Here is a 21636-nt window from a genome sequence, read left to right as displayed (position 1 = left end):
AGGTTCCAGCCAAGGTTCGGGCCTAGGCGGTTCTCGGTCCGCCGGGGCGCCTGCCGGATTTGATCCGCGCGCCCAGCCACAATCCCGCCAGCATCGCGGGCAGGAAGATCAGGGTTCCGGGTGCAAGCAGGGGCAGGGCGGTCCAGGCCGGACCCGGACAGAACCCGCCAATGCCCCACCCGATCCCGAACAGCAGCGCCCCGGCCAGAAGCGGCCGGTCGATCCTGCGATTTTGGGGGATGTCAAAGGCTGGCTCCAGCACCGGTGTGTTACGGCGCCAGACCAGCCGATAGCCGATGAAGGCGGTCAGCGTGGCGCCGCCCATGACAAAGGCCAGGCTTGGATCCCAGCTTCCCGCCACATCCAGGAAGTTCAGCACCTTGGCCGGGTCCGACATCCCCGAGATCACCAGCCCCAGCCCAAAGACCAGACCGCACAGAAAGCCCCAGGCCGCACGCATCACGCGCCCCCCGGCAAGTGGCGCAGCAGGAAGACGGTAACAAGGCCCGCCGCCATGAAGGTCAGGACCGCCGCCAGCGCGCGGGGCGACAAGCGCGCCAACCCGCAGACCCCGTGCCCCGAGGTGCAGCCCGATCCAAGCGCCGTGCCGGTGCCGACCAGCAGCCCCGCCAGCGCCATGCCAAGCGGGTTGCCCGGCACCGTCTGCGCGACCGTTCCGCCCAGGGCCATGACGGTCAGCGGCGCCAAAATCAGCCCGGCCAGAAAGGCCAGTCGCCAGTCGCGATCCCTTGGCGCGCCGGGCAGGGGGACCACGGCGCCGATCGCACCCTGCGTGATCCCGGAAATGCCTGCGATGCGCCCGAACAGCCCCATCACCATTACCGCGCTCAGCCCGATCAGCACACCGCCCAGCAGCGAGGCCCAGGGCGTGAACTGCGTTTCGATCCCGATATCCATCCGCATTTCCCGACTTTGCCGAGGCGCTTGCCTTTGCCGGCATTCGCTCCGTATATATTAAGAATGTCTAATTCAGTCAACGCTAATATATCGCAGCCGGACAAGGCGACCGCCGCCCTGCAGGACCGCGCGGATCACGTCGCCGCGCGGCTGGCGCTGGTCGCCAATGCCAAGCGCCTGCTGATCCTGTGCGAGCTGACCAAGGGCGAACGCTCGGTCGGGGCGCTTCAGGTGGCCGTGGACCTTGGCCAGTCCGCGCTCAGCCAGCACCTTGCCAAGCTGCGCGAGGCGGAAATGGTCGAGACACGCCGCGAGGGTCAGACCATCTTTTATCGCATCAGCGACCCCGACCTCGGCATCCTGATGGCGGCGCTTTACGAGGCCTTCTGCAAGGACCGGTGATCGGGGGCATCGGCGCCGTAAAGATACGCGGCCGCGCGCCAGGCATGGTGGCCCAGGCTTTCCAGCACCCGGTTTGCCTCGACCTGCGCAAACGCATCCGCCGCGGTCAGGTTTCCGGGCGATACCGATGCCAGCAGATCGGCACGGGTCCGTCGCGCCTGGGCGTCGAGATCGCCGGCCGTATCCGCAAGCGCCGCAAGCGTCGCGCCGACAGCGGGCGAGATGGTCCACCCGATGGGGGCGGCTTTCGCGCCAAGCCCTCCCTCGGTGGTGATGGTGGCGCAAACCGTCTGCGCATCCGCCATCGAACGCAGGCACAGCCCGTTGATCTGCGGATCGCGATATGGCGCGGGGGCGGCGCCCTGATCCAGCCCGCCCCCCTTCACGGCCTGAATCAGGCGCGAGGCGTGGTCCAGCGCGTGCAGCAGCTTGGTCATGCGCGACTGCTCGGCCCCTGTCGCGGGCGGCTCCTCAAGTTCGGACAGAAAATCCCTGACCCGATCAAGCCCGGCCTCCTGCTGGGCCAGATCCCCCGGAACGCGATCGGCATCCCCTTGAAGCGCGGAGATGACCCGCCCGGTCGTCTGCGCCAGAACTTCGGCAATGGCGCGGCGCGCCGTTTCGATGGCGACGATGGGATTTGCAAGCGCGCTGGGATCAAGCGCCTGGGGAAACGGCCCCTGCTTCGCGGGCAGGATGCGTTCGACCGTCCGGGTGAACCATTGCGTGGCCGGAAGAAGCACCGCGACACCCACGACATTGAATGCCGTGTGATAGGCCGCCAGCAGCGTCACGCCGCTGACCAGGGGTTCAAGCCCGCGCATCAGCCTGACCGCGAAGGGAAAGGTGACAAGCGCGATGATCGCGGCCATCAGCTTGAACAGCACATAGGCCAGCGCAAGTCGCTTGGCCGTGATGCTTGCCCCGATGGCGGCCAGGGCCGAGCTTGTCGCGGTGCCGATGTTCTGGCCGATGATCAGCGCCGCGCCCTGCTCCAGATTGACCGCACCGGCGTAAAAGGCCGAAATCGTGACCGCGATCGCGGCCGTCGACGATTGCATGACGGCGGTCATCGCCAGCCCGATCGCAATCAGCGCGGCCAGCTCCATCGCGCCCGAGATCCAGCCGACACCCGCCTGACCCAGTACGGCGGGCAGGTCCGAGGGTTGCAGGCTGTCCGCCAGTCCCCCCATGCCCTGTTGCAGCGTCGTCAGCCCGTACAGCACCATGGCAAAGCCCGCGACGGCCCCGCCCGCGGCTGCGATCCTTTGCGAGCCCAGCAATCGCGCCAGCGCGCCAAGGAAGATCAGCGGCAGCGCGAAGGCGGACAGGGACACGCGGACCCCGATCAGCGCCACCAGCCAGCCCGTCCCGGTGGTGCCGACATTCGCCCCGAAGACAAGGCCAAGCCCTTGCGGAAAGGTCAGCAGTCCCGAACTGACAAGGCCGATCGTCGTCATCGTGACCGCGCTAGACGACTGCACCAGCAGCGTGACGACCGCGCCCCAGAACGTGCCCGAGATCGGGGTGGCGGCGGCCTTGCTCAGGATCGTTCTCAGCGCCGTTCCCGCAAGCTCTTTCAGGCTGTCGGTCATGACCGTCATGCCCAGCAGGAAGATCCCGATGCCTCCAAGAACGGCAGTCAGGGTTTGCATGCAGTCCCCCTTTCCCTTGCGGCCGCGGGCGATGGAAGATCCGCGCAGATCAGGACTGTATTGAGCGCATGGCCATGTGTTCAAGCGCCATTCCGCGCCGTCGGGCAGGGCGGGCCATTGGCGCATCCTTGCCCGTCCCGGTCTTCTGGATGCTGGACCTGCCGCCCCCAATCGTGCGACTGCACCCCGCGAAGCTGTCAATCAACGACGGATGAGATGATGCAAAGTGAAAACCGGGTTGCGATTGTCACGGGTGGCCTGACGGGTATCGGGCGCGCGGTGGCCATGCGGCTGGCACGCGGCGGCGCGACGGTCGCCATTGGTGCGCGGCGCGGGGCAGCGCCGGAACTGACGCGCGACCTGACCGCGGAATTTGGCGACCGCATCGGTTTTGGCCAGCTGGACGTGCGCGATACCGAGGGCTGCCGGGGCTTTGTGGCGGATGTGCTGGCGCGTCACGGGCGGGTCGACATTCTGGTGAACGCCGCCGGGGTCTATGAAGAGGGCGCCGTCGCGGGGCACAGCGACCGCCTGTGGGATGACACCATCGACACCAACCTGACCGGCACCTTCAAGATGATCCGAGAGGTCATGCCCGGCATGATGGCCCAGAAATGGGGGCGGATCGTCAACATCGCCTCGGTCGCGGCGCATCAGGGCATGGCGCAGAACGGCGCCTATTGCGCGTCCAAGGCCGGGCTGCTGGGATTGGGGCGCTGCGTCGCGCTGGAAGGCGCGGCGGCGGGCGTCACCTGCAACAGCGTCAGCCCGACCTGGGTGGAAACCGAGATGCTGAAAACCTTCATCGATGCCGAAGTCGCCGCCGGTGCCCCCTTGGCCGAGGTCCGCGCGAAGTATGAGTCCTCGAACCCGCAGGGCAAGCTGGTCCAGCCCGACGAGGTGGCCGAGCTGGTGGCCTATCTGGCCAGCGACGCCGCCCGGGGGGTGACGATGGCCGATTATCAGATCAACGCCGGCTCGCTTTGGTAAAGCCGCTGGCCGATCAGGCGGGGGGCATCGCAGATTGCGGCATAGTCGCCCCGCCACGCGGCCTTTGCGGCGGCATTGTCGAAGCGGGCATCCGCCGCCAAAATCTGCGCGTCGGCCTCGATCAGGCGCCGCACCCCGTCTGACAGCCGGACGCGGTCCAGCCATTCGGCGCGGTCCAGCACGGCCATATGGTTGGCATCCGGGGCAATGGCCGCATCCGCAATCAGGTTGAACCACGCCACCCCTGTGGGCGGGGTCAACCCCGTCAGAAAGGCCGCGGCCGCCCGCACATCCGTCATGGGAAAGGTCAGCCCGCGCGGAATGGCCCCGGCCTCGCGACAGGCTGCCAGCACGATTTCGCAGATGTCGCGCGGGTTCGGCGCGTCCATGTCGTAAAGCGAGGGCAGGCGGACGATCGCCGCCGGAATGCCCGAGCTGGCGATCTCGGCCTCGGCCGCGATCTTGGCCGCGCCATAGCCGGAACAGCCGTCGAACAGCCGGGCCGGGCCTTCGGCAAAGGGTCCGCCGGTTTCGGGGAAGACCGCGGTCGAGGATGAAAAGCGCAGATCCGCCCCGGCGTCGCGGCAGAATTGCACGACATTGCTGATCCCGGCGCGGGACCATTCCTCCATCCGTTCACGATCTACGGCCAGGTTCACGGTCGCGGCGCAGTGGATGACGTGGCTGACCTGATGCGAGAGGCCGGCATAGGTCGCGGCGTCCAGCCCGAACATCGGCACATCGATCTGGCCCGCAAGGACGACGACGCGGCCTTGGTGTTGCGCGGGCACGACGCCCTGAAGACGCGTCTGCGGATCGCGGTTGCCGGGGCGGACAAGGCAATAGACGACCTGATCCGCGGGCAGGCGGTCCAGCGCCGCCGCCAGCACATGCCCGCCCAGAAATCCCGTCGCGCCGGTCAGGAACAGGCCGGGGCGATCCACCCGCGCCACGCTGGCCCCGCTGTCATCGGTCAGCAACTGGTGCAGGCGCGCAAGCGGCAGGTTCAGCGCCCAGTCGAAATCGACGCGACGGCCATAGCTTTCCTCAAGCGCAAGGACCAGATCCACGCACATCAGGGAATCGCCGCCCAGATCGTGGAACGAGCGGTCGGGGTCCAAAGCGGCGGCATCGCAGCGCATGATCCGCGCCACCTGCGTCAGCACCGCAAATTCGCCGTCCGCATCGGCCTGAATCGCAATCTCGGGCAGCGCCTTGAAGTCGCATTTGCCCGAGACCTGATGGATGGGAATTTCCTGCAACCGGACCAGATAGGACGGAATGCAATAGGCGGGCAGGACCTGCCGCAGCGCATGGGCCAGCGCGGCGGGTATCCGCGGCCCGCCACCCTGCCAGCGCGAAGCGTTCCGCGCCGCCTGCTCAGCATCGGCGGTGTAATAGAAGACCAGCGCCTGACCGCCGCCCTGAATGTCGCGCACCCATGGGATCGCCTGCCCGAAGTCCAGCAGCCCCGCCATGGTCTGCGTCAGTTCTGCGGTCTGGATGCTGTGGCCGCGCAGCTTCAGCATATGGGCGACGCGGCCCAGGACGGTGATCTGCCCATCGGCCGCGACGATGCCCTGATCGCCGGTGTCGTAAAGGCGCATCTCGTGGCCGTCGATGACCAGTTCGCGGAACCGGCGGGCGGTTTCCTCGGGGCGGTCCACATAGCCGGGGCCCAGCATGCGCGGGCCTTCGAAATGCAGCAGGCCCGCGGTGCCGGGGGGGCAGGGCCGGTCCTCATGGTCCAGCACCACGGCGCGCAGATGCGGCATCGCCTTGCCGACTGCCGTGCCCGCGGCCTTGTCCCGCAGGCCCGTGACCCTGGACATGCAGATGTCATGGGTTTCGCAGATGCTGTAAAGGTTCCACAGCGTGACCTGCGGCAGCTTGGTCTGGATCTCGGCGATCAGGCGGTCGTGGACGACCTCTCCGTTCAGGATGACGCGGGCAAGGGGCAGGGCCGCGCCGACAGCCGCATCGACCGGGCCAAGGATCTTTTCCAGGAAGGACGGCGTGAACAGCATTTCCTGGATGCCGTGGTCGGTGATGAACGCGGCCAGCCCCTGCGGCGACAGCAGCTCCTGCAGCGTCGGGAAGCAGATTTCCGAGCCGAAGCGCAGCGGGCGAAACATCTCCCATATCGCGAAGATATAGACGCCGACCTTCATGCCGGGGGTATAGGGCGCGTATTCCTCGCGCCAGTGATAGGACAGAAGGGCGGCGTCATGCGTGACCGGAATGCATTTGGGGCGGCCGGTGGTGCCCGATGTCGCCACAAGATAGATCGCATCCGTGGGCCTGACCGGTGCCGCCGTGACGTCAGCGGGGGCGGCGCCCAGGAACCCGGCGGCATCGACCACGCGGCACCCGGCGGGCAACTGGTCCGGCCTTGGCGGCTGCGATGTCAGGATCAGCGAGATCCCCAGCTCTGCCACGATATTCTCCAGAACCGCCTTGGGCATGGCCGGGTCCAGATGCACGAAAGGACGCCCATCGACCACGCAGGCGGTGACCGCCGCGCCAAACAGCGTCCCCGGCACGCCATAGACCGCCACGGCCTTCTGTTCCGCCAGAGTGGGCCGCGCGGCGGCGATGAAGCCGCCCAGTTCGGCATAGGTCATGCTTTGTCGCCGGTCCCTCAGCGCCGTCAGGTCGGCAAAGCGGGTCAGGGCAGTCGCGATTTCGTCGGCGATCGAGGCATAGGGCTGGGACATGCGGGTGCTACCGTTAAGGACAGCCAACGTCGTCAACGCAAACTGCCGCAAGGTCAAGTGCGGCGATGGGGGCGGCTAGTCCGCGTCCGGCCATTCGAATGCGCGCGCCTGCTCGATCGCCGTGCGATCCGCGGTAAAGACGATGAAGTAATCCTTGCTGGTGTCCCGGTCCCCGATCACCCGCAACTGTTCAAGGGCTACGGCCACGGTTTTCTCGCCCAGACCAAGAAATCCCCCGACATCCACAAGCACGGCCTTGACCCGGCCTTCGCTGTCGATGACGAGATCGTCAATCTCGCCAACGTCCTTCCAGCTGGCATCCGCCTTGGTCACGGTCGCGCCTTTCTCGGGCGGGGTCGGGGTGGCGTAAAGCCGCTTGCCGATAAAGGTCCGGGCCGAGATGTCCTGCGCGGCTGGCGCGTAATCGAAGCCGAAGGGGCCTGCCGGTTCATCCGATCCCGTCGCGGCGCCCTTTCCGGCCGAGGGGGCGACCGTGGGTGCGGCGCTTTCGGCCGTGCCCGGCACTTTCGTCACGGGCGCATCCGTGGCCCCCGGTGCATCACTGCCTGCGGGAATGCTGGTCGTGTCCGTCGCCTGCTGGGCAAGGACCGGACCGCCCAGAAAGACCACCGCCATCGCAAGCACAGGGATTGCGTTCATGTCCGATCTCCGAAGTTGATTTCAATGTGCTGCGTCCGGCCCTTCGGCCGTCGCAAGTTCAGATCATCGGCATGCCGCCAGTGACCGCGATCGTCGCGCCCGAGACATAGCTGGACATCGGATCGGCCAGCATCACATAGGCCGAGGCCAGTTCCACCGGTTGCGCGGGCCGCTTCATCGGATAGGATTGCCCGAATTTCGCGACATCCTCGGCAGGAAAGCTTGCGGGGATAAGGGGGGTCCAGACCGGCCCCGGCGCAACCGCATTGGCGCGAATGCCCTTTTCGGCCAGCAATTGGGCAAGGCCCATGGTGAAATTCTGGATTGCGCCCTTTGTCGTCGCATAAGCCAGAAGTTCTGGATTCGGTTTGTCAGAGTTTATCGACGCGGTGTTGATTATCGAACTGCCCGAGGGCATGTTCGGCAGCGCCGCCTTGATCAGATAGAACATGGCGTCGATATTCACCGAAAATGTTCTGCGCCACTCTTCGTCCGAGATTTCCGCTATGCTGTCGAATTTCATTTGATGGGCGGCATTGTTCACAAGAACATCGATGCGGCCGAATTGTTCCACCGTGCGTTCTATCACGTTGCGGCAATGCTCGGCACTGCCAAGATCGCCCGGTATCAGCAGGCATCTCCTTCCGGCTTCTTCGATCAGGCGCGCGGTATCACGCGCGTCCTGATCCTCGTTCAGATAGGCGATGGCGACATCCGCACCTTCGCGGGCATAGGCAATCGACACGGCCCGCCCGATGCCGCTGTCGCCACCCGTCACCAGCGCGACAAGGCCTTCAAGCCTGCCCTTTCCCTGCCACGAGGTCTCTCCGTGATCCGGTTTCGGGTCCATCACCTGGAAAGTTCCGGGCAGTTCCTGGGTCTGCTTGGGGAACGGGGGTTTGGGATAGTGTTTCATGCTGCTCCCTTCTGCTTCTTGGGGCCGCGCGGCAGGAAGGTGCCTGCGACTGGCACCCTGACCGCCATCAGGGCAGCCCCAACAGCCAAACATCGGAAATGTTCCCGAAGTTTTTTGATTTTCTTCCGCAGGATCATTGGGCCAGCCGCTGTCCTGCATCCGCGTGCAAAGGTTGCATTCTTTGTCGGTTCTTTGGAACCACAGTCATTTTCTTGGCGTTCGTTCGATGCAAATAAGGAGGACGCGTATCATGAAAGGAATTCTGGCCTGGTTGCTTGGCGTTCCGATCGTTGTGATTATCCTGCTGTATGTCACCGGGATATTTTGATCGACAAGGAAAGGGCCGCTTTCGCGGCCCCTTCTTTTGACGACGACATTTTAAATTTGCAGATTAATAGCAAATCATTTCCGCCGCGTTGATATACTTGCCTGAAAGGCGAGGCGGCGGCCGCGCATTGCAAGACCCGCGACCGGCACCTGTGTCCTGCCATCGATAACCTGCAAATTCCGGGCGGCAGGTTCGGGCCGCTCGACTGCGGCCACACCACGATTTCCCAGTTAGCTGTTGTGTCATCCTGCGCATTGGGCGACAATGGGACGACCGCCAGTCACGAAAACAGTCGTGACGATCATCGGCGATCCTTCCCTACCGGGCTTGGCCTTGTGCAGCGGTCCGGGCTGACCTTCCTGCAAGAAAGGGACGACACCATGCGCATTCTCATCGTTGAAGACGACTATCTTGTGGCCGATCAACTGGCTCGCGAGATCCTTGAACTGGGAGAGGTGGTCGTCGGCCCATATGCCAATCTTGAAGAAGGCGCGATGAACTTCGATGACGTGGACGCGGCCATTCTGGATGTCCGGCTGGGCGACGGCACATCCTTTCATATCGCGGACAGTTTGCAGGCGCTGCAAATCCCCTTCCTGTTCTATACCGGCTACGACCCCCAGCTTGTGCCGTCGCGCTTTTGCCCGACCGATGTGTATAACAAGCCCGGCCACGCGCGCTGGCTGCTGAGCGGTCTGCGTTCCCGGCAAGAGGAGGGGCGCACCCCCCCGGCCGAGACCATCGAGTCCGTGGTTCGCGAAATGCTGGTCCAGGCGCGGCGGATGATGCCGGACAAGGCATCGGCCGAGCGGTTGGTGGAAGCGGCGCTGAAGGTCGCCATCGAGACGACCGAGCGCGACGACAGTCCGCACAAGCTGAAAAGCTGGCTGATGGAGCTTCTTACCCGCGAGTTCCAGACGAGGCATGGGGATCATCTGAACTGAAACCCCAGACCCATCGGGTCAGGGCCGCGAGATTGACGGGCTTTTCGAACTGCGCGGCCTGGGCAAGTGAGCCATCGATTGCGGCAATGTCGTATCCGGTCACGAAGGCAAAGGGGATTGCGCGCGCCAGCAGCTCGCGCGCGACAGGGACAACCGTTTCCCCCCGCAGGTTCACGTCAAGGACGGCGACGTCAAGTTCGCTCCGGGCAATCAGGTTCAACGCGGCCTGCACATTGCCTGCAGGACCCACGACCACCGCCCCGCTTTCCTGAAGGGCGGAGCGCATCTCGTCGGCCAGCAGGAACTCGTCCTCGACGATCAGGACGCGCAAAAGGCGGGCCGTCTCAGCCATTGCCGGACGTTTCCGGATGCCTGGAGGAGACGGGAATGCGGATCCTGCAATGCACGCCGTCCGCTTCAAGGCGAAAGCTTGTCTCGCCCCCGACCTGATAGGGCAGCGCGCGTTCGATCAGTTCGCGGCCGCTGCCGACCGCCAGATCCGAAACGTCCCGCGCCTTCATCGTGACGCCGCTTTCCCGCCAGTCGATATCAAGCCTTGGTGAGCCTTCCGGGCCGGCGTGGTCCATGCGCCAGGTCACGTGAAGGTGGCCCGGTGCCTGAGCCAGCGCCCCGTGCTTGACGGCATTGGTCGCAAGTTCGTGGATCGCCAGCGCAAGCGTCTGGACGGTCGATGACCGCAGGAAGACATCCGCCGGCCCGCGTAGGGTGATCTGTTCGGACCGTCCACCCAGGGCGCCCAGTTCGCTTTTCAGCAAGGCGTCGAAGGTGACGCGGGTGTCGTCGTGCAGGCGGGACAGCAGCCCTTGCGCCCGCGCCAAAGCGTCGATCCGGTCGTTGAAACGACCGCGGAAATCGGTCAGGTCGGTGCTGCTTCGCATCGATTTGTCCGCCAGTGATCTCACCACGCCCAACAGATTGCGCGTCCGGTGCTGAAGTTCGCCCACCAGCACCCGCTGCCGTTCCTGCAGCTCGCGCAGGTCGTGGATATCCGTCGACGTGCCCAACCATTCGACGATCTCGCCCAGTTCGTCACGGACCGGCGTGGCACGGTTCTGAAACCATCGATATTGCGTCCCGGTGCCCTTGATGCGCGCCTCGATCGCGAAATTCCCGGTCTGTATCGCCTCACGCCACCTGAGAAGCGCGGCTTCGCGGTCGTCGGGATGAATGGCCGCGACCCAGCCGTGGCCGTGGCTTTCCTTGCCGCTCAAGCCCGTGAACTTCGTCCATTGCGGGCTTGACCAGGTCCATTGCCCGCCATCCACGGCGCGCCAGACAAGTTGCGGAATGCCCTCCATCAAGGTCTGAAGGCGAAGGCCGGTTCTGCGAAGCTCGCTGAGGTCCTGCCCGATGCCCCCGATCAGGGCAACCGCGCCCGAGGCATCGCGGATCGGGAAAATGGTACTGCGCAGCCACCTGACCATCCCGTCGGCGGGCCGCCGGATGCGATAGTCAAAGTGGGTATGCTCGCCCTGACGGACGCGCCGCATTGCGCCTATGGCGCGCCGCCGGTCGTCGCGGAACACGGTGCGAAGCCAGCTGCGGAAATTGTCCCCCTTCAGCACCTCGTCGCGCGTCATGCCATAGACGTTTTCAAAGGCGGGGGTCAGATACTGCCATTGCATTGTCCGGGCATCGCGGATCCACAGGACATCGCGGGAAGCCTCTCCGAACTGGCGCAACCGTTCCTCGCTGAGACGAAGAAGCTCGTCGGCGCGCATGCGCTCGACCAGATCCGCGGCCATGCGGACCAGAAGATCGAAAAACCTCAGCTCGCGGTCGCTGGCAAGGCGAGGGTTCTGCCAGAACGTCGACAGCATCCCCAGGATCACGCCCTGATGCGTGCACAGGGGGGTGGACTGGACGCCGCGAAAATTGGCGAGGCGATAGACAAGCGTTTCGCCGGGCGGCGCGGCGAACGTGTCGATATCCTCGACGCATACGCGGTCGGCAGCGGCATGGGCGCGCCCCGCCACGCCGGCGTCCTTAAGACTTACCTGCTCCCACTGGCCGACCGCTGACGGGGGGATTCCGCGATGGGCGATCAGTCGCAGCAGTTTGTCCTGCGGGCCCAGAACCTGCAGGCTGGCCGCGTCCGCGCGCATCAGAAGGGCGGCGGCGCGCACGATGCGGTCGTAAAGCGCTTGGGGTTCGCTGCTGCCGACCAGATCGCGGACCACGCTGTGCAGCTCGCTCATCGAGGCAAGATCCTTGGCCAGCCGCCCTTCGGTGCTGCGCAATGCCGCTTCGGACTGGGTGCGCGAAATGATGATCGCTGCCGTCTGGGTCAGCCCCGCGGCCAGCGCGACATCCGTGGCTGCGGGACTGCGCGGGTTTGGGAAATACATTGTCAGCGCTCCGACCAGCTTCCCCGAGGCAGTCTCGACCGGGAAGGACCAGCAGGCGCGATAGTTGTAATTCACGGCAAGCCATTTCCAGGATTCCCAGCGCGGTTCCTCAAGGATGTCGACCGTGACAACCGGTTCGCCCGAGGCGACCGCCAACCCGCAGGCCAGCGATTCCGGCGAAACGACAAACCCGCTCACGCGCGCGGCATAGGATTCCGGCATGCCCACGACATGGCTTAGCGCGCCATCCGCATCGGCAAGATAGAAGGCGCAGCGCAGCCCGGTATCGGTGCCCTGAACGGCGGCAGCGACTAGTATACCCAGCGAGTCCGCCAGCGGCGCGCCGTCCATCGCGGCCCGGAACGCCTCTTTCTGCGCGCTGAGAAGGATCTGGTTGCGATGCAGAAGCTGCTCGGAGGCGCGCAGGCCGGTTTCCAGCCGGTTCCGCTCGATCGCTTTCCAGACCATCTTGGCGGCAAGCCGGGCCAGCTTGATCTCATCCTCTTGCCAGGACCGTATCTGGTGCTGCTCCAGCCACAGCTGCGCGACCGGGTTTCCGTCCTGAAGGACCGGGGCGACCAGCAAGGCCTGGATGCCCGTGTCGAGCAGGTCCTGGCGCACGGAGGCTGGTATCCGCAGGTCCGCCGCGATGTCGCCCGCGATCGTCGTCCGGTGTGGATCGCGCCCATGACCCGCCCACTCGGCTTGTTCCGCCCCGCGCGCCGCGGGCTGCACATCGCGCGTTTCCGTAAAGAATATGCGATCCGTCTTCAGATATTTCCCGACGAGATCCGTGGCCAGAACGGCCATTTCCTGGGCGTCGGACATCGACCACAGACGATCGCTGAGGCGCAGCAGGAAGCTGTCTTTGCTTTCGGATACGTTCAGGCCACCCTCCAATGTCAGGTGGGTTCCGGGGACGCCTTCATGGAAGGCGCAGATGCGCAGGGCCGCGAATCCGCGGGAGTGAACGCCTGCAGGATGTATTTGTTCCTGAACCAGCGATGGGACGGCTGAGAACGCTCCTAGATCTCTGGTTCCAGGACCCTTCGCAGTTGTCCTCTGGCCCGGTTGACGCGGCTTTTGATGGTGCCGATGTCGCAATCCAGCAGGCGGGCGGCGTCGATATAGGTGACCCCCAGCGCGCCGACCAGCACGATTGCTTCGCGGTAATGGGCGGGCATGGCCTGCAGGGCGGCATGAAGCTCGATCGCCATCATGTGCCATTCCTGATCGGGGCCGACCTGTGGTCTAACCGATGCGCAATCGGCCGCTCCGGGGGCCTCGCGCGCGGCCTTGCGGCAATTGGTGAAGAAACGATTGCGCATGATGGTGAAAAGCCAGGCCCGCATATTCGTGCCCGGCCGATAGCTGTCTGCATGCTCGATCGCGCGCAGAAGCGTTTCCTGCACCAGATCCTCGGCATCACTTCGATTGCGGCAGAGCGCGCGCGAATAGGCCCGCAGCGCTGGAATGTGGCACAGAACGTCGTCCGACATGGAGCCCCTTCGTCTGCTTGAGCCGGCATTGCAGGTCAACGCGGGCGCCGGACGCGGGGTTCCGCTGGCGGCAGGGATTAGGGGGCGCTTCCCCCCCGACGCGCCTTGGCCCCGGCCAGCGCCAATTCAAGCCGCTGCGCCAACTCGCTCAGACGCGGAGAAATCGCTTCCTTCCCGGTCTGCGCCAGCAGCTCGGAAAGGGCCTTGTCCAGTTCCGGATCGATGCCGGGAACGTCTCTGGTTTCGGTCATCGCGGCCTCCGTATGGTCCATCGCCCAAGTTTAGCAGCTAAGCGTGTTTTTTGCGACCGCAGAAACGGAATTGTCGCAAACTGTTGCTGGCGCCGGTCCAAGGCCCTTGTGGTCCGGGCGACGCGCCGGAATCTTGATCGTCGGCTGCGATCGGCTGGCCGTGAATGCAGACTGTCGTCTATTCGCTGGGATCGTCGCTGGCCGAGGCGGGGGTGGTCTGACCGGTATATCGGGGCTGCCGCGCGGTGCTGGGCCGATCCGGCGGCGGCGCGCTTTTGTCCCGTTCGGACGGCCGGGTCGTCTGGTCCTTGTCTTCGGGCATGAAAGCCTCCTGCTATCTACAGGGAACGTCGCCCGCGGGCGCAATGTTCCCGGTCGCGCAGGCGGGGGGCCGTGTGCAGCCGCCGGCCCGGCGGTTTGCCTAGCGGCTGTCGATCTGGTCCTGCAGCGTGACCATGCCGTTCTTGACCGTGGTCCCGATATCGGATGCGTCCAGCGGATGCGGGGCCGAACAGAATAATCCGAAGCGTGCTGCGACATATGCAGCTTGGCGTTTTCAGTAGCCTGTGACCTGAGATGGGAGAGGCAGGCGATCACGCTCAGAGGCCGTCCGGCGTGCGCCCTCGATGACCAGCGAGACATCATTCGGTCCGACGGCGAAACGGTATCCAAGCGCCCACAGATCGCTCCAGTTGCGTCCCGCCCCTACGATCGTGGCCAATGGCTTGCCGGCCTCGGCTACTATCGCTTCAATTCGCTTGATCAGCACTTGTGGGGCTGGTTCCAGCAACCGTTCCAGGTGATCGATGGAGCCAGCCAGATCATTCGGCCCGATGAACACCATATCCACCCCCGGCACCGAGGCGATCTCCGCAAGGTTTTCGACAGCTTCGATATGCTCGCATTGCAGGATCAACAGGAGTTCATCCGAGGCCTCCTGCCGTGCATATCCCTCCCGAGTGCCCCAACCAGAAGCACGGATAATCGGGGCGCAATAGCCGCGATTTCCGAGGCCCGGATAGCGCGCGGCGGCGGCAATCGATCGCGCCTGTGCGGCCGTGTTCACAAATGGCACAATCAACGAGCGGAAGCCGCGGTCGAGCACCTGCTTCAGGATCGTGTCCGATCCATCCGGGACGCGCAGCACCACCTCGCCGCCCGCGGCCTCGACGGCGCGCGCGATGGCGACCCAATCCTCGATGCCGCCACGGCCATGCTCGCCGTCGATGACCAGCACCTTCCAGCCGTGATGAACCATGATCTCGGCAATGTCGGGGCTGCCCAGTTGGACCCAGGCGGCGGCGATCTGCTCTCCCGCAAGGATGCGCTGCTTCAGGGGGTTCATGTTCTTTCCTTCAGATCGATAAATGTGCCGAGATCCGGGGGCTCTTGCTTGCTGAACCCTGTCTTGTGGGGTGCGTTTGCGCAAACTCTTGGCCTGCCGGGGTGATCTTGGCCGTTGGAGGTTTGCCAGCCCTGCGCAAGTGAGACGATACGCGTTTGTGGTCAATGCAACGGCTGTAGAGACTGAATGAAGATCTGAAATCAACATCCGGATGCCGCAGGAAGACACGACAACGTTCCGATATTCTCGCTTTGAACATCACCCAAAGGACGTTCAGGCCAGCATCTGCGTGTCGCCGCAAACCGATATTGCTTGCCCCGAAACCGAACTGCCCCTCCGACTGGCCAGATAGACAATCTGATCGGCAATCTGACCGGGTTCGACGTAATGACGGATCGAGGTGAACGAAAACGCCTGAGCCTCTACCTCAGCGACGCTCCGGCCCTGAGACTGCGCCTTGGCCTCCAGCACGCGGCGCTGGCGGTCTCCGGCGACAAGTCCCGGCAGGATGGCGTTGACGCGGATGTCGTCGGGGCCAAGCTCGATCGCAAGCGACTTGGTCAGGCCGATCACCCCCCATTTCGCGGCGGCATAGGGGGTGCGCAGGCGGAACCCCACGCGGCCCGCCACCGATGACAGGTTGATGATCGAGGCATTCGCGCTGTCGCGAAGCGCGTCCGTGCAGGCCGCGCAGGCGATGAACTGACTGGTCAGGCAGATGTCGATGCATTGGTGCCAGGCGGTCAGGTCGATGTCTTCGACACGGGCCGTAGGCCCGGCGATGCCCGCATTGTTGACCAGGCAGTCAAGCCCGCCCAGATGCGCCATCGCCATGCCCAGAAAGCCGCGCAGCGCCGTGCTGTCACCGACATCGACCTTTTGGCGGAACACGCCCTCCGGCAGGGTGGCCAGCGCGGCATCGTCGATGTCGCAGGTCGCGACGATCGCGCCTTCGTCCAGAAAGGCCTGGACGATGGCCCGCCCGATGCCACTGGCCCCTGCGGTGACGATGACCCGGTGTCCGCTCAAATCAAGATCCATGCATTCCCTCGCAGTTCGGTGTCAGTCGCGCAGTACGTCACGCGACAGGATGAATTCGGCGGCGGACCTTATGTCTGCCTCAAGCGCATGGGCCGCCGCGTCCGGTTCGCGCGCCACGATCGCCCGCACCAGATCGGCATGGTTGCTGACCGAGGCCGCGTTGCGCGACCGGCGCGACGCCTCGCCCAGGTCAAGGGTGATGACCGGCCCGGCCTTCAGCCACATCCCGGCAATCACGTCGCGCAGCACGGGCGAACCCGCGCTTTCATAGATGTGGAAATGCAGCGTCTTGTTGGCGCGCACGGCATCGCGGCTGTCGGGGCCTTCCAGCGACATGCAGAACGCGATCTCCAGCTGGCGCAACTGGTCAAGCTGGGGAACCGACATGCGCAGCGTGGCAAGGCGGACGGCCAGCATCTCGTTATGGATGCGGATCTCGGTCAGGTCGCGAAAGCCCGCGCGCGTCATCAGCGGAACCGCGACCGCGCGGTTGGGCCGGCTTTCCAGCGCCCCGGCGGCGACCAGCCGGCTGACCGCGTCGCGCACCGGCATGACCGAGACGCCAAGCTGGTCGGCCAGATCCCGCATCGACATGCGATCCGCCGGGCGCAACTGACCCGAAAGCAGCATTTCGGACAGGATGTCATGGACCTGACGGGCCAGCGAATCGGGCCGTTCGGGCAATGCGGAAAGCGGGGGACCAGCAGGCATATGGCAGAACCTTTCCCCATCATGCTGCCAACTGTGATCTCAGTTTGCAAGTGCATGGCCCATTAAAAAATTGACAAATGCTTTTCTGGCTTCAACTGTGATCTCAGATCGCAGTGATGGGGAGATCGCCTGCGACTGCCACCGAACAAAGGGAGGAGTGTTCGATGAGCCTATCTGGAATTGATCGCCGCAGATTTCTGCTGACCAGCGGCGCCCTTGCGGCTGGGGCGCTTGGCGCACCGTCGATCCTGCGGGCCCAGGACGGCCCCATTGTCCTGGGGCACCTGACGCCACGCACCGGCTTTCTGGGGCCCTTGGGAGAATATGCCGTCATGGCCGTCGATCTGGCGGTCGAGGAAATCAACGCGGCCGGCGGCATCGACGGACGCCAGTTGCAGATCCTCAAGGAAGATTCCGTCAACCCGCAGACCGCCTCGACCAAGGCGGAGCGCATGATCGAACGCGACAATGTCATGGCCATCGTGGGCGAGATCTCGTCTGCCTCGGCCCTGACCATCGCCCAGACCGCCGAGCGCGCGAAGCGGCTGTTCATCAATACCGGCGCCAATTCGGACACCCTGCGCGGCAGCGACTGCAAGCGTCACATGTTCCATGTCGAAACCCAGAACGTCATGTATGTGAACGCCGAAGGCCAGCACCTGCTGCAGAACGGGCTGGTCGAGGGCAAGCGCTGGTACCTGTTGACCGCCGATTATGCCTTTGGCCATGACCTGTCCAAGGGCGCGCATGCCTTCCTTGGCCGTCACGGCGGCGAATTGGCGGGCGAAGACCTGATCCCGACGGATGCGACCGATTTCTCGTCCTTCATGCTGAAGATCCGGGACGCCAAGCCGGATCTTGTCGCATTGAACCTTGCCGGGACCCAGATCACCAGTTTCCTGAAGCAATACGGGGAATTCGGGCTGGAGTTTCCGCTGGGCGGCTTCGGCTTCGACACGGCGTCCGCCTGGGCCGCCGGGGCCGAGAATTTCCGCGGCACCTGGCCCTGCGTCTGGAACCACCAGATCCAGACCGAGAAATCCCAGGCCTTCGTCAAGGCATTCACCGCGAAATACGGCAAGCCGCCCGAGAACCAGGCCTGGGGCGATTACATGGCGATCCAGATCCTGGCCCAGGCGATCCGGGACACCAAGGGAACCGACCCGGCCGCGATCATCGACTATTTCGAGGATCCGGCCACCAAGTTCGATATGATGAAAACACGGGATGGCTATTTCCACCCCGAGAGCCACCAGCTTCTGCAAGAGATCTACGCGATCACCGCGCTGCCTTCGGGCGAGGCGGCGAACCAGTGGGACATCTTCACCACCTCGGGTCCGCTGCCCCAGCCGGACCAGCCGCTGGAAACGCTGATCGCTGATGCGGTGGGCGGCACCTGCAGCTTCTCCTCGTAACCATCAGGACGGGATGCGCGCGCCGGTTTGCGCGCGCGCCCCGCGACCAACCAAGGGGGGGAAACCGCATGAACATGTTCCTGTTCCTGTCGCAACTTCTGAACGGGCTGCTGGATGGCTTTTACTACCTGCTCATCGCCATCGGCCTGTCGCTGATCTTTTCGCTGGGGGGGATCGTCAATCTGGCGCATGGGGCGTTTTTTGCCATCGGCGCTTATCTTGCCATCGCGATCACGCCCTATACCGGCTTTTTCGGTGCGGTCATCATCGTGCCGCTGCTGGTGGCGGCACTGGGCGTCGTGACCGAGCGATTGCTGTTCACCCGCTTCTACCGCGTCGATCCGCTTTATTCCCTGCTTCTGACCTTTGGTCTGGCGATGGTGATCGAACAGGCGCTGCGCTGGCATTTCGGCTCGGCCCCGCTGGCCTATAACATCCCCGGCGCGCTGCGCGGGCAGGTATTCCTGGGCGATTTCATCTATTCCCGCTATCGCATCTTCCTGATCGTCGTCGCCGTGCTGGCGGTGGGCGGGCTGTGGTTGTTGCTAAACCGCACGGCCTTTGGCCGGATCGTTCGCGCGGGCATCCAGAACCCCGACATTCTGGCGGCGATGGGTATCTCGCTGCGGCCCTACCTGTCGACGGTCGCGGGGATCGCGATCGGGCTGGCCGGGCTGGCGGGCGTCCTGATGGCGCCGATCGTCCCCGTCCATCCCGCCATGGGGGGCGAGGTCCTGACCGCGGCCTTTGTCGTCGTCGTCATCGGCGGGCTTGGCTCTTTCTGGGGCGTGGTGCTGGCCGCGCTGCTGGTCGGGCTGGTCAAGGGGCTGGTCATCGCGATTGGCCTGCCATCCTGGTCGCTGGCCGCGATCTACCTGCTGATGTTCGTCGTCCTGCTGCTGCGCCCGCGCGGCCTGATGGGAGAGCGCATCCTGCGCTTCGAGTGATTTCCTGATGTCCAGAAACACATTTCTTCACCCGCTTGCGGTCGCTGGCGTCGCGGCCGTCCTGTTGCCCTGGCTGATGAACTCCATCGGGCTGACCACGACCTCGGCGGCCGAACTTGTCATCTTCGCCATGGCCTGCATGGGGTTGAACCTGCTGGCGGGCTATACCGGCCTTGTCTCGTTCGGTCATGGCGCTTGGTTCGGCCTGGGCGCCTATGTCGCGGCGCTGGTCGCGCTGGCGATGCCCGGCCATGCCATCGTCCTGCCGCTGGTCGCCGCCGTGGTGCTGAGCGCGATCATCGCCGCGGGCTTCGGCTGGCTGCTGCTACGCCGTCGCGGGGTCTATTTCTCGCTGATGACGCTGGCGCTGTCGGCGCTGGGGTTCACCGTCGCCTTTCGCTGGACCAGCGTCACCGGCGGCGAGAACGGCCTTGGCGGGATTGAGCGTCCGGTCATCGCCGGGTTCGACCTGAACGACAGCATGAACTTCTATATCGTCACCGCCGTCCTGGCGCTTGGCGTCGCGGCGCTGATGTGGCGTTTCGTCAATTCGCCGCTTGGCCATGTGCTGGAGGCGATCCGCGAAAACGAAACCCGCGCCACCGCCCTTGGCTATCGCACCCGACGCTACAAGCTGGCGGCCTTTGTCGCCTCGGCCAGCGTCACGGCGCTGGCGGGGGCATTGCTGCTTTACAAGAACCGCATGACCTCGGCCGAGCCGATGTCGATCATCTTCTCGGGCGAGTTGCTGGCGATGACGGTGATCGGGGGGATGCGCGGCTTTCTGGGGCCGGCACTTGGCGCGGTCTTCTATGTCCTGTTCCGCGAATACCTGTCGATCTATACTGAGAACTGGCTGTTCTGGTTCGGGCTGGTGTTCATGGGATTCGTCCTGTTCGCCCGCGACGGCCTGATCGGCATGGGCCGTCAGGTCATCCGGCGGCTGTTCCCGGGCCCCGATCTGGCCGCCGCCATGGCCGAGCGTCGGGTCGAGGCACTGCCCTTGCCCGAGATGCTGCGCGCGACCGGCCAACCCGCCGGATCGGTGCTGAAGGCGCAGCAGATCACGAAAAGCTTCGGTGCCTTCAAGGCGGTGGACGGCGTCAGCATCGATGTGCGCGACCGCACCCTTCACGCCCTGATCGGCCCGAACGGCGCGGGCAAGACCACGGCCTTCAACCTGCTCAGCGGCATCCTTGCCCCCAGCAGTGGCGATGTGACATTGGCCGGCCAGCAGGTCGCGGGACTGTCTGCCGACCGGATCGCGCAAATGGGCATGGGCCGGTCGTTCCAGATCACCAGCCTGTTTTCCGACCTGACGGTTCAGGAAAACGTCCGGCTTGCGATCCAGGCGGGCGATCCCCTGCGCATGAACCCGTGGATCCCGGCTAAGGGCATCGCGCGCATCAATGACCAGGCACGAGAGATTCTGGCTTGGGTCGGCCTTGCCGGGATGGAGGGGGCCAAGGCGGGCTCGCTGTCCTATGGCGGGCAGCGGTTGTTGGACCTTGGCCTTGCGCTGGCCAATCATCCGCGGGTGCTGCTGGCCGACGAGCCGCTGGCGGGCCTGTCGGTGGCCGAGCGCGAGCGGGTCGGCAACCTGATCAAGCAAGTCTCGGCCGACATTCCGGTGCTGCTGGTCGAACATGACATCGACCGGGTCTTCAACCTGGCCGACCACGTCACGGTGATGAACGAAGGCAAGGTGCTGCTGGACGGCACCGTCGACGATGCCCGCGCCTCGGACAAGGTACGCGAGATCTATATCGGTTCGGGCACCGCCGAGGTCGCCGCCAGCGTCCATCAGGGCAAGGTCGGCGAAACCATCTGCGTTCTGGACAAGGTCAACGTCCATTACGACAAAAGCCACATCCTGCACGACGTCGGCTTCGACATCCGCAAGGGCGAGATCCTGGCCCTGCTGGGACGGAACGGCGCCGGGAAATCGACGCTGCTGAAGTCGATGATCGGCATCGCCACGCCCAGTTCCGGGTCGATCCGGCTGGACGGCCAGCAACTGGCGGGTCTTGACCCCGCCACCATCGCGCGGGCGGGCATCGGCTATGTTCCCCAGGGCCGGGGTCTTTTCGCCGGAATGACTGTGCGCGAGAACCTGGAGCTGGGCCGCCTGAAGCGTCGGACCGGCGCGGGCAGCCATTGGAGCGATGAGCAGATCCTTGAATTCTTCCCCCGCCTTGGCGAGCGGATGGAGACCGAGGCCGACCGCCTGTCGGGCGGCGAACAGCAGATGGCCGCCGTCGCCCGCGCGCTGTCCGGCGATACCCGCATCCTGCTGCTGGACGAACCCTTCGAGGGGCTGGCCCCCGCAGTGGTCGAGCAGCTTTTCCACAGTTTCGACAAGCTGCGGGACCAGCTGTCCATCGTGATCGTCGACCACAACCTTGATCTTGCGCTGGCCCTGTCCGACCGGACCGTGGCGCTGGAAATGGGCCGGGTGTTCCATGACGGACCGTCCCGCGCGCTGGCCGAGGATCTGGATCTGCGCCGCCAGGTGCTTTGGTTGTGAA

General features: G+C 64.9%; 21 protein-coding genes. 7 read left to right on the top strand and 14 right to left on the bottom strand.

Annotated features, from left to right (window positions below; translation table 11 throughout):
• Positions 1 to 22: 22 nt before the first annotated feature.
• Positions 23 to 460 carry a DUF6691 family protein gene (locus ACO2Q4_RS04060; protein ID WP_423317455.1) on the bottom strand — a complete coding sequence of 146 codons (438 nt, stop codon included), beginning with the start codon at positions 458 to 460 and terminating at the stop codon, positions 23 to 25.
• Positions 460 to 972: a YeeE/YedE family protein gene (locus tag ACO2Q4_RS04055; RefSeq protein ID WP_423317875.1), complete on the bottom strand. Its 513-nt coding sequence runs from the start codon at positions 970 to 972 to the stop codon at positions 460 to 462. The genes ACO2Q4_RS04060 and ACO2Q4_RS04055 overlap by 1 nt, the downstream gene beginning before the upstream one ends.
• A 9-nt stretch (positions 973 to 981) precedes the next feature.
• Between ACO2Q4_RS04055 and ACO2Q4_RS04050 the strand changes: the two genes are divergently transcribed.
• Positions 982 to 1320 (top strand): metalloregulator ArsR/SmtB family transcription factor, encoded by a 339-nt coding sequence (locus tag ACO2Q4_RS04050; protein WP_423317454.1) that lies wholly within the window; start codon positions 982 to 984, stop codon positions 1318 to 1320.
• Here ACO2Q4_RS04050 and ACO2Q4_RS04045 read toward each other — a convergent pair.
• Positions 1293 to 2975, bottom strand: a complete 1683-nt coding sequence (locus ACO2Q4_RS04045; RefSeq protein ID WP_423317452.1) for a Na/Pi cotransporter family protein — start codon at positions 2973 to 2975, stop codon at positions 1293 to 1295. The genes ACO2Q4_RS04050 and ACO2Q4_RS04045 overlap by 28 nt on opposite strands.
• Before the next feature lie 219 nt (positions 2976 to 3194).
• Here ACO2Q4_RS04045 and ACO2Q4_RS04040 point away from each other — a divergent pair, with 219 nt between their 5' ends.
• Positions 3195 to 3965: an SDR family NAD(P)-dependent oxidoreductase gene (locus ACO2Q4_RS04040; protein ID WP_311759530.1), complete on the top strand. Its 771-nt coding sequence runs from the start codon at positions 3195 to 3197 to the stop codon at positions 3963 to 3965.
• Here ACO2Q4_RS04040 and ACO2Q4_RS04035 read toward each other — a convergent pair.
• The 3 genes from ACO2Q4_RS04035 to ACO2Q4_RS04025 form a co-directional block, all read right to left on the bottom strand.
• The gene (locus tag ACO2Q4_RS04035) at positions 3938 to 6682 is read right to left on the bottom strand and encodes an AMP-binding protein (protein WP_423317450.1); all 2745 of its coding nucleotides are present in this window, start codon (positions 6680 to 6682) and stop codon (positions 3938 to 3940) included. The genes ACO2Q4_RS04040 and ACO2Q4_RS04035 overlap by 28 nt on opposite strands.
• Positions 6683 to 6757: 75 nt before the next feature.
• On the bottom strand, positions 6758 to 7342 hold the full coding sequence (locus tag ACO2Q4_RS04030) for a PRC-barrel domain-containing protein (RefSeq protein ID WP_423317448.1): 585 nt from the start codon (positions 7340 to 7342) through the stop codon (positions 6758 to 6760).
• A 58-nt stretch (positions 7343 to 7400) separates the two neighbouring features.
• Positions 7401 to 8258 carry an SDR family oxidoreductase gene (locus ACO2Q4_RS04025; RefSeq protein WP_423317446.1) on the bottom strand — a complete coding sequence of 286 codons (858 nt, stop codon included), beginning with the start codon at positions 8256 to 8258 and terminating at the stop codon, positions 7401 to 7403.
• A 708-nt stretch (positions 8259 to 8966) separates the two neighbouring features.
• Between ACO2Q4_RS04025 and ACO2Q4_RS04020 the strand changes: the two genes are divergently transcribed.
• On the top strand, positions 8967 to 9530 hold the full coding sequence (locus tag ACO2Q4_RS04020) for a response regulator (protein ID WP_395131771.1): 564 nt from the start codon (positions 8967 to 8969) through the stop codon (positions 9528 to 9530).
• Here the strand turns inward: ACO2Q4_RS04020 and ACO2Q4_RS04015 are convergent.
• On the bottom strand, positions 9487 to 9882 hold the full coding sequence (locus tag ACO2Q4_RS04015) for a response regulator (protein ID WP_311761843.1): 396 nt from the start codon (positions 9880 to 9882) through the stop codon (positions 9487 to 9489). The two genes, ACO2Q4_RS04020 and ACO2Q4_RS04015, sit on opposite strands and share 44 nt — an antisense overlap.
• A complete protein-coding gene (locus tag ACO2Q4_RS04010) occupies positions 9875 to 12658 on the bottom strand; it encodes a PAS domain-containing protein (protein ID WP_423317873.1) in 2784 nt (927 codons plus the stop codon). Before ACO2Q4_RS04010 ends, ACO2Q4_RS04015 begins: the two co-directional genes overlap by 8 nt.
• Here ACO2Q4_RS04010 and ACO2Q4_RS04005 point away from each other — a divergent pair.
• Positions 12587 to 12916: a hypothetical protein gene (locus ACO2Q4_RS04005; protein WP_423317884.1), complete on the top strand. Its 330-nt coding sequence runs from the start codon at positions 12587 to 12589 to the stop codon at positions 12914 to 12916. The two genes, ACO2Q4_RS04010 and ACO2Q4_RS04005, sit on opposite strands and share 72 nt — an antisense overlap.
• Before the next feature lie 8 nt (positions 12917 to 12924).
• On the opposite strand, the gene ACO2Q4_RS04000 is transcribed toward ACO2Q4_RS04005, so the two are convergent.
• From ACO2Q4_RS04000 to ACO2Q4_RS03975, 6 genes are all read right to left on the bottom strand, one after another.
• Complete coding sequence (locus ACO2Q4_RS04000) at positions 12925 to 13398, bottom strand: sigma-70 family RNA polymerase sigma factor (RefSeq protein ID WP_395131765.1); 474 nt, start codon at positions 13396 to 13398, stop codon at positions 12925 to 12927.
• Positions 13399 to 13475: 77 nt separating this feature from the next.
• Complete coding sequence (locus ACO2Q4_RS03995; protein ID WP_423317443.1) at positions 13476 to 13649, bottom strand: hypothetical protein; 174 nt, start codon at positions 13647 to 13649, stop codon at positions 13476 to 13478.
• Between the two features lie 178 nt (positions 13650 to 13827).
• A complete protein-coding gene (locus ACO2Q4_RS03990) occupies positions 13828 to 13971 on the bottom strand; it encodes a hypothetical protein (protein WP_311761262.1) in 144 nt (47 codons plus the stop codon).
• 234 nt (positions 13972 to 14205) lie between these two features.
• Positions 14206 to 14994, bottom strand: a complete 789-nt coding sequence (locus tag ACO2Q4_RS03985) for an HpcH/HpaI aldolase family protein (RefSeq protein ID WP_423317441.1) — start codon at positions 14992 to 14994, stop codon at positions 14206 to 14208.
• Positions 14995 to 15267: 273 nt separating this feature from the next.
• The gene (locus tag ACO2Q4_RS03980; RefSeq protein WP_423317440.1) at positions 15268 to 16035 is read right to left on the bottom strand and encodes an SDR family oxidoreductase; all 768 of its coding nucleotides are present in this window, start codon (positions 16033 to 16035) and stop codon (positions 15268 to 15270) included.
• 21 nt (positions 16036 to 16056) lie between these two features.
• A complete protein-coding gene (locus ACO2Q4_RS03975; protein ID WP_423317438.1) occupies positions 16057 to 16746 on the bottom strand; it encodes a GntR family transcriptional regulator in 690 nt (229 codons plus the stop codon).
• 164 nt (positions 16747 to 16910) lie between these two features.
• Here ACO2Q4_RS03975 and ACO2Q4_RS03970 point away from each other — a divergent pair, with 164 nt between their 5' ends.
• The 3 genes from ACO2Q4_RS03970 to ACO2Q4_RS03960 all read left to right on the top strand — a co-directional run bounded on the left by ACO2Q4_RS03970 (position 16911) and on the right by ACO2Q4_RS03960 (position 21635).
• Positions 16911 to 18161, top strand: a complete 1251-nt coding sequence (locus tag ACO2Q4_RS03970; RefSeq protein ID WP_423317436.1) for an ABC transporter substrate-binding protein — start codon at positions 16911 to 16913, stop codon at positions 18159 to 18161.
• Between the two features lie 68 nt (positions 18162 to 18229).
• Positions 18230 to 19108, top strand: coding sequence for a branched-chain amino acid ABC transporter permease (locus tag ACO2Q4_RS03965; protein ID WP_311761257.1), 879 nt, complete (start codon positions 18230 to 18232; stop codon positions 19106 to 19108).
• A gap of 7 nt (positions 19109 to 19115) precedes the next feature.
• Positions 19116 to 21635 (top strand): ATP-binding cassette domain-containing protein, encoded by a 2520-nt coding sequence (locus tag ACO2Q4_RS03960; RefSeq protein WP_423317434.1) that lies wholly within the window; start codon positions 19116 to 19118, stop codon positions 21633 to 21635.
• Position 21636 lies beyond the last annotated feature (1 nt).

The sequence above is a fragment of the Paracoccus sp. KR1-242 genome (assembly GCF_049446195.1).
In the GTDB taxonomy this organism is placed as follows: domain Bacteria; phylum Pseudomonadota; class Alphaproteobacteria; order Rhodobacterales; family Rhodobacteraceae; genus Paracoccus; species Paracoccus broussonetiae.
The sequence above is the reverse complement of the archived record's forward strand: the minus strand, read 5'-3'. Positions and strand labels throughout refer to the sequence as shown.